Annotated in this window: 11 protein-coding genes; 6 read left to right on the top strand and 5 right to left on the bottom strand. The window is 63.3% G+C overall.

Translation table 11 applies throughout. The annotated features are described in order from the left end of the window. Positions 1-106: 106 nt before the first annotated feature. A complete protein-coding gene (locus IPV08_RS09195) occupies positions 107-1,357 on the bottom strand; it encodes an adenylate/guanylate cyclase domain-containing protein (RefSeq protein WP_056431106.1) in 1,251 nt (416 codons plus the stop codon). Positions 1,358-1,519: 162 nt separating this feature from the next. Here IPV08_RS09195 and IPV08_RS09190 point away from each other — a divergent pair, with 162 nt between their 5' ends. Beyond that, on the top strand, positions 1,520-1,909 hold the full coding sequence (locus tag IPV08_RS09190; protein WP_082469953.1) for a hypothetical protein: 390 nt from the start codon (positions 1,520-1,522) through the stop codon (positions 1,907-1,909). Between the two features lie 140 nt (positions 1,910-2,049). Here the strand turns inward: IPV08_RS09190 and rpoD are convergent, their stop codons facing one another. The 3 genes from rpoD to IPV08_RS09175 form a co-directional block, all read right to left on the bottom strand. Continuing rightward, complete coding sequence (gene rpoD, locus IPV08_RS09185; RefSeq protein ID WP_056431109.1) at positions 2,050-4,050, bottom strand: RNA polymerase sigma factor RpoD; 2,001 nt, start codon at positions 4,048-4,050, stop codon at positions 2,050-2,052. A 197-nt stretch (positions 4,051-4,247) separates the two neighbouring features. Next, entirely contained in the window at positions 4,248-6,170 is a 1,923-nt protein-coding gene (gene dnaG / locus IPV08_RS09180; protein ID WP_207411619.1) for a DNA primase, read from the bottom strand. A 96-nt stretch (positions 6,171-6,266) separates the two neighbouring features. After that, complete coding sequence (locus IPV08_RS09175) at positions 6,267-6,728, bottom strand: GatB/YqeY domain-containing protein (protein WP_056431113.1); 462 nt, start codon at positions 6,726-6,728, stop codon at positions 6,267-6,269. Between the two features lie 205 nt (positions 6,729-6,933). On the opposite strand from IPV08_RS09175, the gene carA reads away from it, so the two are divergent. Beyond that, positions 6,934-8,172: a glutamine-hydrolyzing carbamoyl-phosphate synthase small subunit gene (carA, locus tag IPV08_RS09170; protein ID WP_207411618.1), complete on the top strand. Its 1,239-nt coding sequence runs from the start codon at positions 6,934-6,936 to the stop codon at positions 8,170-8,172. Positions 8,173-8,372: 200 nt separating this feature from the next. Then, the gene (locus tag IPV08_RS09165) at positions 8,373-8,750 is read left to right on the top strand and encodes a hypothetical protein (protein ID WP_207411617.1); all 378 of its coding nucleotides are present in this window, start codon (positions 8,373-8,375) and stop codon (positions 8,748-8,750) included. Positions 8,751-8,802: 52 nt separating this feature from the next. Here IPV08_RS09165 and IPV08_RS09160 read toward each other — a convergent pair whose 3' ends face one another. Continuing rightward, positions 8,803-9,243: a pseudoazurin gene (locus tag IPV08_RS09160; RefSeq protein WP_207411616.1), complete on the bottom strand. Its 441-nt coding sequence runs from the start codon at positions 9,241-9,243 to the stop codon at positions 8,803-8,805. A 317-nt stretch (positions 9,244-9,560) separates the two neighbouring features. Here IPV08_RS09160 and carB point away from each other — a divergent pair, with 317 nt between their 5' ends. The 3 genes from carB (at position 9,561) to IPV08_RS09145 (ending at position 14,205) form a co-directional block, all read left to right on the top strand. Next, the gene (carB, locus tag IPV08_RS09155) at positions 9,561-13,046 is read left to right on the top strand and encodes a carbamoyl-phosphate synthase large subunit (protein WP_207411615.1); all 3,486 of its coding nucleotides are present in this window, start codon (positions 9,561-9,563) and stop codon (positions 13,044-13,046) included. Positions 13,047-13,173: 127 nt separating this feature from the next. Next, positions 13,174-13,650 (top strand): transcription elongation factor GreA, encoded by a 477-nt coding sequence (gene greA, locus IPV08_RS09150; RefSeq protein ID WP_187273304.1) that lies wholly within the window; start codon positions 13,174-13,176, stop codon positions 13,648-13,650. An 18-nt stretch (positions 13,651-13,668) separates the two neighbouring features. Continuing rightward, the gene (locus tag IPV08_RS09145; RefSeq protein WP_207411614.1) at positions 13,669-14,205 is read left to right on the top strand and encodes a hypothetical protein; all 537 of its coding nucleotides are present in this window, start codon (positions 13,669-13,671) and stop codon (positions 14,203-14,205) included. Positions 14,206-14,207 lie beyond the last annotated feature (2 nt).

Genomic DNA, 14,207 nt, shown 5'->3' with positions numbered 1-14,207 from the left:
GTCTCGTCGCCTGCGCCAGAAAGCTCCTCACTTACGCAAACACCGTCCTCGCCAGAGACACGCCATGGCAAAAGACTAATGGTTGCTCGGGATACAAGAACCCGTGTCAGACGGGCACAGGTGTTCTCCCTGGCCGATAGACGCCCATTGGTTCGGCGAATCCATCGAGGTCGTGTTCGCCGAGAGCTTCCGACTCATCCCAGAGGAAATCGACGAACGGTTTCGACATGAGAAGCGGCTCTCCGAGCGTCTTGTTCAGGCGCGCGAGGCGGCTTGCAAGGTTCACATCGCGGCCGATGACGGTGAAGTCGAGCCGGGCGCCCGATCCGACATTCCCATAGGCCGCCTCACCATGGTGGAGGGCGATACCCGCAACGACGGGTTGAGCGAACCGCCCAATGGCATTTGCCTCGTCGAGTGCGGCTAGGGCAGTTCGCGCTGCGATGAGTGCGCCTTTCGCGGCTCCGCCAAGGTCGTCGCCGCGTTCGCGGAAGATCGCCAGCAGCCCATCGCCGAGGTATTTCAACACTTCGCCACCTTCGCGCTCGACGGCCGGCACAAGGCAATCGAAGAAGATATTGAGGAGGTCCACAGCCTCTTCCGGTGTCATATTTGCCGAAATCTGGGTGTAGTCGCGCATATCTGCAAAAAAAATCGCAGATCGAATACGCTTGACTTGCCCCCGGCGGATATCACCGGAGAGAATAGCTCGGTGAGGCTCGTCACCGACATAAATTCGTAGAACCTGATCCAGCGTCTTGTTGACGATCCGCATCTCCATCACTGCCGCCAGCGTGGGCATGACGAAACGTAGGATCGCGATGTCTTCGTCCCGAAAGCCGCCGACCGCGCGAGTTGCGAAGGTGATACCGTTACGCGTGCCATTGGTAAAGAACAACGGCGCAACGATATAGTGAGTGTAACCTTCGGCCTTGAGTTCGGGAATGATCGAGTACCGTAGATCCTTCGTGTCATTCAGATCGACGATGAGCCATTCACCGGTCTCGTGGACGGTGAAGAACGGACTATCTCGATAGGCACGGTCGGATGCATCGCCGTGCGGGAATAAGCGGACCGTCGAGCCAGTCTCGCGCGTCCAAAAACGACCCACGCCTGAATACTCGGAGTGCAACGTGTCGATGGCGGTCGATGCGCGATCGACAGGGACACCGAGAGCGATTAACCGCTCAGACATCCCGGCCAGAAGATCATCCGCCTGCGGCAGACGAGCCCCCTCGCTCAAAAGCCAATCCCTGAGGGCGACACTCTCCTGCAGCGACCCGAACGGTACGTCATTCGCCTCCGACCCGTCTGCATCGGCAGTCGGCGGAGGATGGGGCGGACTAAGATCGAGCATGATGCCAAAGTGGGTCGGAGTGGGCGGGGCGACAACAGGTGCCGTCAAGTTCGTCACGAGTTCCCACGAAAATGTCGTCCTATTGGTGCCACGGTAATATGGAATTGGCCATCACCGGCCGATCGTGACGCCGATTTTCTATCTCTACCATCGGATCAGCCCATGCCTTTCGCACATCGCGTTGTCGCCCTCGTGATCGCCATGACGTGTACCGGGGTGGCAAAGGCCGAGCCTGTATCGCTTCCGGCCGCGAACACGCCATCCCGCGCGCAGGCTGCAGCAGGCGACGAGGCTCATGCTCGGACAACATCGAGCTTCTCCGAATCGAACGAAACCAGCAGCCGGCGCCAGGCAACCTTCAATGAACGGATCGCCCGGCGCGGTGAACGGGCTATCGCGTCCTTGTGCAATGGCTGTGGAACGGACGCATCTCGGCAAAAGCCCAGGGCCACCAATCCCGTAAATCCTATGGCGGGAGCCATCATGCCGGATGCAGAAAGTATCTATTCGCGCAAGCGCGGCTTCGACCCATCGCGTGCGGCAAGCTATTGACGCGTAGGTGGTTAAGGCCGACGAGCCGTCGCGTCCCTTATTTACGGGTCATAGGCCCTGAACGAGAATGGCGCACCGAGGGGTGCGCCATTCTAGATTCTGAAAGATGATCGTCGCCTGAAACGCGGAACGATTCAACCTCAGTTGTCCAAGAAGCTTCGCAACTTCCTGGAGCGGCTCGGGTGCTTCAGCTTCCGCAGCGCCTTGGCTTCGATCTGACGGATACGCTCACGTGTGACAGAGAATTGCTGACCGACCTCTTCGAGGGTGTGGTCGGTATTCATGCCGATGCCGAAGCGCATGCGCAGCACACGCTCCTCGCGCGGCGTCAATGAGGCCAGCACGCGAGTGGTGGTCTCGCGCAGGTTCGACTGGATCGCCGCATCGATCGGCAGAACGACGTTCTTGTCCTCGATGAAATCGCCGAGATGCGAATCCTCCTCGTCGCCGATAGGCGTTTCGAGGGAGATCGGCTCCTTGGCGATCTTCAGAACCTTCCGCACCTTCTCAAGCGGCATGGCAAGCTTTTCGGCCAACTCTTCCGGAGTTGGCTCGCGACCGATCTCGTGCAGCATCTGGCGCGAAGTTCTGACGATCTTGTTGATCGTCTCGATCATGTGCACCGGAATGCGGATGGTGCGCGCCTGATCGGCAATCGAGCGAGTGATCGCCTGCCTGATCCACCACGTGGCATAGGTCGAGAACTTGTAGCCACGACGATACTCGAACTTATCGACAGCCTTCATCAAACCGATATTGCCCTCCTGGATCAGGTCCAGGAACTGCAGGCCGCGGTTGGTGTATTTCTTAGCGATGGAAATCACGAGACGGAGGTTGGCCTCGATCATCTCCTTCTTGGCCTGACGGGCTTCGCGCTCGCCCTTCTGAACCATGTTGACGATCTTGCGGTATTCGCCGATCTCCAAGCCGGTCTCCGAAGCGAGCGTAAGGATCTGCTCACGCAGATCGGCAACCTGCTTGGCGCCCTTCTCGACAAGGTTCTTCCAGCCCTTGCCACCGAGCTTGCCGACACGCTCCATCCAATTCGGATCGAGCTCCCAGCCCTGGTAGTGGCGTAGGAACTCGTCGCGGGCGACGCCGTGGCTCTCGGCATAACGCATGAGGCGACCCTCATGGCTGATGAGGCGCTTGTTGATGTCGTAAAGCTGCTCGACGAGCGCTTCGATGCGGTTCGAGTTGAGTGACAGCGACTTCACGTCGGCGACGACGGTATCCTTGAGGTCGGACTGCTTTTGACTCTGAGCGGAGGTCTGCGTTCCGCCACCCGCCTTCAGATCGGCATGCTCGTTCTGGAGCTTGCGCAGCTTCTTATAGTTGTTGGCGATATTGTCGAACGTCTCGAGAACGCGCGGCTTGATCTCAGCTTCCATCGCCGCGAGCGAAACGTTGTTCTCCATGTCGTCTTCGTCGTCGCCGCCCTCTGAGGGGATCGGCGCCTCGGCCTCGGCCTCGTCCGCATCCTCGCCCTCGGTGAGCTGGGGAGCGTTCTTCGCGTCCGGCCCGGCATAGGTCGCCTCTAGGTCGATGATGTCGCGCAGCAGCACGCGTCCGTCGACGAGCTCATCGCGCCAGATGATGATGGCCTGGAAGGTAAGCGGACTCTCGCAGAGGCCCGCGATCATCGCCTCGCGGCCGGCCTCGATGCGCTTCGCAATGGCGATTTCGCCCTCACGGGAGAGTAGCTCCACCGAGCCCATCTCGCGCAGGTACATGCGAACCGGATCGTCGGTACGATCGGTTGGTTCCTTCGCCGTCGTCTCGCGAACGGCGAGCGGCTTAGTCGGGGCGATCTCGGCGACTTCCGTGCCTTCGGCGGCGTCATCATCGTCGGACGCTTCACCGTTGGCAGGTTTGTCGCCCCCAGCATCCTCGGTCTCTTCGGCCTCGACGACGTTGATGCCCATCTCGGACAGCTGCGACAGCACGTCCTCGAGCTGATCCGGATCGGACTGCCCCTCAGGCAGCACCTCGTTGATCTCCTCATAGGTGATGTAGCCGCGCTTCTTAGCGAGCTTCACCATCCGCTTTACCGAGGCATCGGTCAGATCGAGGAGCGGTCCGTCGGTCTGTTGCTCAGGAGCAGCATCCGCATCGTCCCGTTCCGTTGCCTTCGTCGCCATGTTCCGCCTATTGTTGCCCTGGTCGCGTTGAGCGGGAGCGTTCGGCTCACTCCGCGTCGTCCACGCCACCATTCTGTGATGTGCGGCGCGCACGAGGCGACCGCGTCGATATCTCATATTTCGGTGTACAAGCACGACGCTTGACCGATTGTTAACCATGCGCCGCAAGCGGCACTCTAAATTCTGTTTCGTCGTGGTTACGCGGCCGCCGTATCGTCTGATTCTGGCACGTCGGCGTCTGCCTCTGCCCCTGCGACTACGGCCATACGTTCCTTGACGTCGCAAAGCCAAGCGAAGTTGGCCTCGGATTCATCCTCGACCAGTGCGCGCTCGGCAGAGCGAAGCTCGCTATTTAGCGCGCCAGACTTCCGGTGCAAGATCACGGCCTGACGCAATGCGTCTTCCAGCCGCATCCGGTCTGCATGCGGATCGAGCGTCCAGCGGTCACCAGGCCGGACATGGGAGGCGAGCCGTATCGCTGCTTCGCCGAGCCCAGCCCTGCGCAAACGAGTTTCCAGCACCTCCACATCGGGCTGATCGGCGTCTGCGGCCTGGTCCAGCAGCAGGGACCGCAGCGCCTGTGCGTCGGGATCGTCGAGTTCCAGCGCTGCCAGATCCTCGGCTTCTATCCCCAACAATTCCGGGTGAGCCAGCAAGCTCGAGACGATCATAGCCTCACGATCGCGAAACATTGCCGTCCCGCCGGAATTAGTCGATCCAGCGAAGAGCGGGTTGAACTTCGTAGTGATTCGCGGAGATGGCGGCGGATCACCAGGTCGCGGTTTGCGCTGAAACGTCGATACACCACCGTTCCGGGGCTCATAACCGGTCCGACGCTGGCCACCGCTACTAGCGGGTGAGAGGCCACGAAGGCGCCCCTCTATCTCATCCTTATAGAACCGTCTCACTGTCTCGTCGCGGATCGAAGCGACCATCTCGCGCAGCCCTTTGGCGAGACCAGCCTTGCGCTCGGGCGTATCCGCTGGCGTGGATTCTGTAGCGCGCGACCAGAGAACGTCGACAAGGGGGCGGGCGCCTTCGAGAACGCGATCGATGGCCGAAGCACCGGCTGAGCGGAGCAGGTCATCGGGGTCCTGCCCCTCCGGTAGAAGCGCGAAGCGCAGCGACTTTCCAGGCGTCAATCCCGGCAGGGCCACGTCGAGTGCCTTGAACGCCGCGCGCTGGCCGGCGCCGTCTCCATCGAAGCACAGGATCGGTTCGTCGGCATGGCGCCAGAGCAGTGCCAGCTGCTCCTCCGTCAAGGCCGTGCCGAGGCCGGCGACGGCGTTCGGGTGTCCGGCCATGGTCATGGCGATAACGTCGACATAGCCTTCCACCGCGATGATCGTCCCGCGATCATGGGCCGCTTTGCGGGCGCCGTGCAGGTTGTAGAGCACCTGCCCCTTGTGGAAGAGCGGGGTCTCCGGCGAATTCATGTACTTCGCCTTGGCGTCGGCCTGCATCGCACGGCCCCCGAAGGCGATGACCCGGCCCCGGCTGTCGGTGATGGGAAACATCACCCGGTCGCGGAACTTGTCGAAGGGGACGGCGATGTCGTCGCCGCTGACGAGCAGGCCCAGTTCGGCCATCAGCTCCTTGTCCACGTCCTTCGCGGCCAGATGATCACGCAGGCCGTAGCGCTCCGACGTGGCGTAGCCGAGCCGGAAACGCGAGCGGATCTCGGGGCCGAGTTCACGCCGGTCGAGATAGGCGCGGGCGCTGGTGCCGAGGCGGCCCTTGAGCTGGTCCTCGTAATAGGCGGCCGCCAGTTCCATGACCTCGAAAGCGCCGGTGCGCTTGATTTCCATCTCCCGCGTGTCGGCGCTGGGCGCGGGCAGGGTCACCCCCGCCTCCCCGGCCAGGCGCTCCACCGCCTCGGGAAAGCTGAGGCCCTCGGTCTCCATCAGGAACGTGAAGACGTCGCCGTGCTTACCGCTCGAAAAACAGTGGTAGAACTGCTTCTGGTCGTTCACATAGAAGGACGGCGTCTTCTCCGAGTTGAAGGGCGATAGGCCGCGCCACTCGCGGCCCGCCTTCTTCAGCCTAACCCGCCGCCCGACTACGTCGGAGGCGGGAAGCCGCGCTCTGATCTCTTCGAGGATGTGGGGTGGGTAACGCACTGGGGCACCGAACCTTCGCAGAGGTTCATTCTAGCCCAGTGCGTTTAAAGAGTCCCGAACGCTTCGACGCGCGCTCTCCCCCCGAAACCCAATCAGTCAGGATTTGGCGTTCAGCACGTCCTTCACCAGACCGCTAGCCTTGCCGAAATCCATCCGGCCCGCGAAATTTCCTTTCAACACGGCAATGACCTTGCCCATGTCCTTAGGACCAGCCGCACCGGTTTCCGCGACAGCCGCCTCGATCGCAGCTCTCGTCTCGGCCTCATCCATCTGTTGGGGCAGATAACCCGCGATAATCGCAGCCTCGGCCCGCTCATTCTCAGCGAGTTCGGGGCGGCCACCCTGATCATAGACGCCAGCGGATTCGTTGCGCTGTTTGATCATTTTCTGCAGTAGCGCGAGAATTTCTTCCTCTGTGGCTGGCTCTTTGCCGAGACCGCGGGCCTCGATGTCTTTGTCCTTCAAAGCGGCTTGAATCATCCGCACAGTGGCGAGCTTGGCCTTGTCGCCGGCCTTCATGGCCTCTTTCATGTCGCTGGTAAGGCGGGCGCGCAGCATGGTGGTCTCCTGAAAGTAGTCCCGATAACGGGAATGGTGTGCGAATTGCGAGATTCTGCGAATCGAAGTGGTTGAGCCGGTCGAACGCCGAGGCCACATTGACCCCATCACGGCCCGCTCGTTATGAGCGCCGCACAATGCGCCACCAGCGCGCGCCGTCGCACCGGCGTCGATGGGTCGGCTGGACATAAGCGAGATCGCGACGATGCTGCAAGACGAAGGCGCCCAAGCGCAATCATCCTCCACGCCCGCACCCTGGGCCGAGCCGCTCGCGACAGCCCTGCTCGTGCTGTCCGACGGCACCATCCTCGAAGGATTCGGCATCGGCCAGACCGGGGCGTCCGACGGCGAGGTCTGCTTCAACACCGCAATGACCGGCTACCAGGAGATCCTGACCGACCCCTCTTATGCCGGTCAGATCGTCACCTTCACCTTTCCGCATATCGGCAATACCGGCACCAACGACGAAGACCTGGAGAGCCTCGACGCGGCCCCCGCCTCCGGCGTCCGCGGCGCGGTCATCGCCTCGGCCGTCACCAACCCGTCGAGCTGGCGCTCGTCGAGCCATCTCGACGCCTGGCTGAAGGCGCGCGGCATCGTCGGCATCACCGGGATCGACACGCGGGCGCTCACAGCCCTCATCCGCGACCACGGCATGCCCAACGCCGTCATCGCCAACGATCCGGAGGGGCGGTTCGACCGCGAGGCACTGAAGGCGCGCGCCGCCGCCCTCGCCCCGATGGAGGGTCTCGACCTCGTTCCGCCGGTCACGAGCCGCGAGACTTCCGATTGGTCGCAGACGACCTGGGCGGTGAAGAGCGGCTACGGCAGCCGCCAGATCGGCGAGGGCCTCAAGGTCGTGGCCATCGATTACGGGGTGAAGCGCAACATCCTGCGCCTGCTCGCCGAGGCCGGCTGCGACGTCACCGTCGTGCCCGCCACCACCTCCGCCGCCGCGATCATGGCGATGAAGCCCGACGGTGTCTTCCTGTCGAACGGTCCAGGCGATCCGGCCGCCACCGGCGAATACGCCGTTCCGGTGATCCGCGAGCTTCTGGACGAGAAGGTTCCGACCTTCGGCATCTGCCTCGGACACCAGCTCATGGGCCTGGCGCTCGGCGGGCGCACCGTGAAGATGGCTCAGGGACATCACGGGGCAAACCACCCGGTGAAGGACAAGACCACGGGGAAGGTCGAGATCGTCTCAATGAACCACGGCTTCGCCGTCGATCCGGCCAGCCTGCCCGAGACGGCGGTGGAGACGCATATCTCGCTGTTCGACGGCTCGAATTGCGGCCTCACCCTCACCGACCGCCCGGCCTTCTCGGTACAGCACCACCCGGAAGCCTCGCCGGGCCCGCGCGACAGCCACTACCTGTTCGAGCGGTTCGTGGCGCTAATGCGCAGCGGCAAGGCCGAGACGGCTCCCACCGGCGCCGCGTAGGGCCGTTTCGTTCGCCGCGTCAGGCGCTTTCGCACCCATCCCTTGAGTTCCGGCGGATCGCCGCCGGGGCATTCGCGAAATGGTTCCCTCGTTGTCACAAAAAACCCGGCTTTGACCGGCACTCCCCGAAGCCAACGACGATCGGCACGGTGACGCCGCCGCGACGATCGTCCTGCTGCCTTGAGCACGGGGTTTTCCACATGACGTTCGACGACGCGCGCGATGATTTCTCGCGCCTGCATCGGGTCTTCACGTTCCATCTCGGCGTGGCCGTCGCTCTCGCCTGGATGACCGCCCTGTATTCGGCCTGCTACGCCCCCTGGGTCCGCAACATCCGCGCGCTCATCGACCCGGCCGGCGGCACCCAGACCATCGAGAGCACCTGGTCCTTCCTGTTCGTCCTGCCCGTCGTCCTCACGATCGCTTGGCTCAGCATGTTCTTCGGCCGCGAGATCCTGCGCCGCTCGCAGACCCTGCCCAACGTCGCCCTCGAATTCGCCGCGGCCGCCGCCGTGGCCTTCGGCGTGTTCTATCTCTCCATCGATCGCGCGGTGGCCGCCCTCTATATCGGCCTCTGATCGTACCGCGCGGGCAGTCGGAGGCGGCTTGGCGCCGCCTCCTCTTCTTACGTCACTGAACCTGTGCGAGCAGGGGCTCGAACCGCTTGGCGGCGAGCTTGTTGTGCGTCACCGCCTTCGCCGCTTCGAGGTTCTCTGGCTTATCGCCGACCACTACCACGGCGATCATGCCCATGAGGTAATGCGGCGAGCACTTGATGCCGTAGACCCCGGGCTTGTCGAACTTGACGACCTCCTCCTTGCCCAGGACGGTCTTGAAGGTTTCTGCTCCCTCGGGCGCCATGCCCTTGATCAGTTCGGCATTGTGCCCCTTGTCCTGGGGGACGAACTTGATGCTGTCGCCCGGCGCTAACTTCACGAAGGCAGGGTCGAAGACCATCAGACCACCCGGCCCGCTGTTGAGGGTCTTCACGGCGATCTCGGCGGCGAAAGCGGCTGGGCCGGAGGCGATGCACAGGGCCAGCGTGCCCACGAGCGTTCCTAGCTTTATCATTCTTATCCTCGAATTAGTCTTGTTCGAGATCGACAACGCGTCGATCATCTCAATTACACAGCTCTGTCGAGGGCGCAATATTTTGCATATTCTTAGATTTATAGTTATTATAGTTTAATTATTCTTGGCGGCGAACGAGCGGTCATCCAGGGCGGGCACAATCGTCGCCAAGCCTCTCGACGCTCTTCCAAAACCCTCCCGCCGCGTGTAGACGCGAACCCTAACGATCATTCACGCCGCTCGCGTCCATATCCGGCCCGCTCCAGATTGTGGCGCCGCGCTTGACGGACGCGCGCGTCCGCAAGCCAAGGCGCCCGATGCCGAAACGCACCGACCTCTCCACGATCCTCATCATCGGTGCCGGTCCGATCGTGATCGGGCAGGCCTGCGAATTCGACTATTCCGGGACGCAGGCCTGCAAGGCCCTCCGCGAGGAGGGTTATCGGATCGTTCTGGTCAATTCGAACCCGGCCACCATCATGACCGACCCGGACATGGCGGATGCGACCTATGTCGAGCCGATCACGCCGGAGATCGTTGCCAAGATCATCGAGAAGGAGCGCCACGTCCTTCCCGGCGGCTTCGCCCTGCTGCCGACCATGGGCGGCCAGACGGCCTTGAACTGCGCCCTCTCGCTCAAGAAGCTGGGCATACTCGAAAAATTCGACGTCCAGATGATCGGCGCAACGGCCGAGGCCATCGACAAGGCCGAGGATCGACAATTGTTTCGCGACGCGATGACCAAGATCGGCCTGGAAACGCCGAAATCGGCCGTCGCCAACGCGTCCGCCGCCAAGAAGGTGGATCGCGAAAAGTACCTCGCTGAGATCGCCCGGATCGAGACCTCCACCGACGAGGCCACTCGCCCGGCCGTCCTCGCCGCGTTCGAGAAGAAGTGGCACGCGGGCGAATCCGACCGGCGCAAGCGCTACGGCGAGCATGCCATTGGGCAGGCGCTGATCGCGCTGGCCGAAGTCGGCCTCCCGGCCATCATCCGCCCCTCCTTCACCATGGGCGGCACCGGCGGCGGCATCGCCTACAACCGGGAAGAATTCCTCGACATCGTGGAGCGCGGCATCGACGCTTCGCCGACGAACGAAGTCCTGATCGAGGAGAGCGTCCTCGGTTGGAAGGAATACGAGATGGAGGTCGTTCGTGATAAGAACGACAACTGCATCATCGTCTGCTCCATCGAGAACATCGATCCGATGGGCGTCCATACCGGCGATTCCATCACCGTGGCTCCGGCCCTGACGCTCACGGACAAAGAGTATCAGGTGATGCGCGACGCATCGCTCGCGGTGCTGCGTGAGATCGGCGTGGAGACCGGCGGCTCGAACGTGCAGTTCGCCATCGACCCGGCCACCGGCCGGATGATCGTCATCGAGATGAACCCGCGCGTGTCGCGTTCGTCCGCGCTCGCCTCCAAGGCCACGGGTTTCCCCATCGCCAAGGTCGCGGCCAAGCTCGCGGTGGGATACACCCTCGACGAGATCGCCAACGACATCACCGGCGGCGCGACCCCAGCCTCGTTCGAGCCGACCATCGACTACGTCGTCACCAAGATCCCGCGCTTCGCCTTCGAGAAGTTCCCCGGCGCCGAACCGACGCTGACCACGGCGATGAAGTCGGTCGGCGAAGCCATGGCCATCGGCCGTTGCTTTGCCGAATCGCTGCAGAAGGCGCTGCGCTCCCTGGAGACCGGCCTGACCGGCCTAGACGAGATCGAGATCGAGGGGCTCGGCAAGGGCGATGACCACAATGCCATCAAAGCGGCGTTGGGCACGCCGACCCCTGATCGCCTGCTGAAGGTCGGTCAGGCCCTGCGTCTCGGCGTCAGCCACGAGGAGGTCCATGCCTCCTGCAAGATCGATCCGTGGTTCCTGGAGCAACTCCAGGCGATCATCGATCTGGAGAACCGGGTCAAGGCCCACGGCATCCCCACCACACCCGGCGCGCTGCGCCAGCTCAAGGCGGCGGGCTTCTCGGACGCTCGTCTCGCCGTGCTCGCCAAGACCGACGAGGACAGCGTCCGTGCCGCCCGCCGGGCGCTGGGCGTCCGCCCGGTCTTCAAGCGCATCGACACCTGCGCGGCCGAGTTCAAGGCGCCCACCGCCTACATGTATTCCACCTACGTGGCGCCCTTCGCCGGCACCGTGGTCGACGAGGCGCAGCCCACCGACGCCAAGAAGGTCATCATCCTCGGCGGCGGGCCCAACCGTATCGGCCAGGGCATCGAGTTCGACTATTGCTGTTGTCACGCCTGCTTCGCGCTCACCGAGGCCGGCTACGAGACCATCATGGTCAACTGCAACCCGGAGACGGTCTCCACCGACTACGACACCTCCGACCGGCTCTATTTCGAGCCGCTGACGCAGGAGGACGTGCTCGAGATCATCGAGACCGAGCGGCAGGCCGGCACGCTGCACGGCGTCATCGTCCAGTTCGGCGGCCAGACCCCGCTGAAGCTCGCCCGCGCTCTTGAAGCGGCCGGCGTGCCGATCCTCGGCACCTCCCCCGACGCCATCGACCTCGCCGAGGACCGCGACCAGTTCAAGCGCCTCCTCGACAAGCTCGGGATGAAGCAGCCGAAGAACGGCATCGCCTATTCAGTCGAGCAGAGCCGCCTCGTGGCCTCGGATCTCGGCCTGCCCTTCGTGGTGCGCCCGAGCTACGTGCTGGGCGGCCGCGCCATGGCGATCATTCGCGACGAGGTCCAGTTCGCCGACTATCTCCTCGACACTCTGCCGAGTCTGATCCCGTCGGACGTGAAGTCGCGCTACCCCAACGACAAGACCGGCCAGATCAACACGGTGCTGGGCAAGAACCCGCTCCTGTTCGATCGCTACCTGTCGGATGCCACCGAGATCGATGTGGATGCCATCTGCGACGGAAAGGACGTCTACATCGCCGGCATCATGGAGCACATTGAGGAGGCCGGCATCCATTCGGGCGATTCCGCCTGCTCGCTGCCCTCGCGCTCGCTCTCGCCCGAGACCATCGCCGAACTGGAGCGCCAGACCAGGGCGATGGCGCTGGCCCTACAGGTCGGCGGCCTGATGAACGTGCAATACGCCATCAAGGACGGCGCGATCTACGTGCTGGAGGTGAACCCACGGGCATCCCGCACGGTGCCCTTCGTCGCCAAGGTCATCGGCGAGCCCATCGCCAAGATCGCGGCGCGCGTCATGGCCGGCGAGCCGCTCGCGAGTTTCGGGCTCGAGCCCAAGGTCCTCGACCATATCGCCGTCAAGGAAGCCGTGTTCCCCTTCGCCCGTTTCCCCGGCGTCGATGTCCTGCTCGGACCGGAGATGCGCTCCACCGGTGAGGTCATCGGCCTCGATTCGAGTTTCGGCGTCGCCTTCGCCAAGAGCCAGCTCGGCTCGGGCACCCTCGTGCCGAAGAGCGGCGCGGTGTTCGTTTCGGTCCGTGACGCCGACAAGGCCCGCATCCTGCCGGCCATCCGGGAGTTGTCGGAGGCCGGTTTCGTCATCGTCGCCACCAGCGGGACGCAGCGCTACCTCCTGGAGAACGGCGTCCCCACGGAGCGGGTGAACAAGGTGCTGGAGGGACGGCCGCACGTGGTCGATTCGATCAAGAACGGCGACATCCAGCTGGTGTTCAACACTACGGAAGGCGCAGGCGCACTCTCGGACTCGCGCTCCCTGCGCAGGGCGGCCCTCTTGCATAAAGTCCCGTACTACACCACTCTAGCCGGAGCGATGGCAGCGGCCGAGGGGATCAAGGCCTATCTCGAAGGTGATCTCCAAGTCCGCGCTTTGCAGGAATACTTCGCGGCCTAACATTTGATGCTGCGTCCGACTTGATTGGACGTAGCAGGTGCCAAGGCTTCAAGACCATCTTACTCTGGCCCGGAGGGAGCATTCCGCTCCCGACCGGGCCTATTCATTGTGGCGCGAGACGATGACGATAGACAAGGTTCCGATGACGGTGCGCGGGTTCGCTGCGCTGGAAGCCGAGCTGAAGCATCGCCAGCAGGTGGAGCGTCAGCGCATCATCCAGGCCATCTCTGAAGCGCGCGCGCTCGGCGACCTCTCGGAAAATGCCGAGTATCATGCCGCCAAGGAAGCACAGTCCCACAACGAGGGCCGCGTCATGGAGCTCGAGAGCATGATCGCCCGGGCCGAGGTGATTGACGTGACCAAGCTGTCCGGCACCAAGATCAAGTTCGGCGCCACCGTGAAACTGGTGGACGAGGATACTGAGGAAGAGAAGACCTACCAGCTCGTTGGTGAGCCCGAGGCAGATGTCCGTTCGGGTCTCGTCTCGATCACCTCCCCGATCGCTCGCGCTCTCATCGGTAAGGGCGTTGGTGACACCGTAGAGGTGACGACGCCCGGTGGCGGCAAGTCCTACGAAGTGGTCGCGGTCCAGTACGGCGTCTGACGCAGGAGAGATCTCATCATGAAGCCGGCGGCATGCCGCCTTTCAGTCAGGATCCTGCAGAGAGCGGCGATCGCTATCGCCGCTCTTCTCGCTATGGCCGCGCCGACCCTCGCCCAAGGGCTTTCGTCCTTCGGTAGTTCGAAACTGTCGGCCATCCGTGTGGATGTGGGGCCTTTGCTGGCTCAGGGCGGCGGTGCCCCCGCTGAGGCGCTTCGTGGGGATCTCCTGACCGCGTTGAATCAGGAATTCGCCGATAGGCTCGGCGGGACCGGACCGGTTCTGGTGGTGAGGATCAAGAGCCTTTCGCTACGTCCCTATACCGGCAGCGAAGGTGGCCGCAGCGGCTTTGGTGGCGGCTCGCAATCCGACTATCTCGATGGCGAAGCCCTGCTCGTCGGGCGTCGGGGCGAGGTGCTTGCCCGGCATCCGCAGCTTTCGGCCCTGCCATCGAGTTCGGGCGGGGCATGGTATGACATGGATTCGGAACGCCGCCGCGTAGCCGCGATAGCCCGGCACTATGCCGGCTGGTTGCGCCGAGCATTCCCGTCGAACTGACG

The sequence above is a fragment of the Methylobacterium sp. SD274 genome (genome assembly GCF_017355285.1).
Taxonomy (GTDB): Bacteria; Pseudomonadota; Alphaproteobacteria; order Rhizobiales; family Beijerinckiaceae; genus Methylobacterium.
Note: the sequence above shows the minus strand (reverse complement) of the source record. Positions and strands in the feature narration are given on the sequence as shown.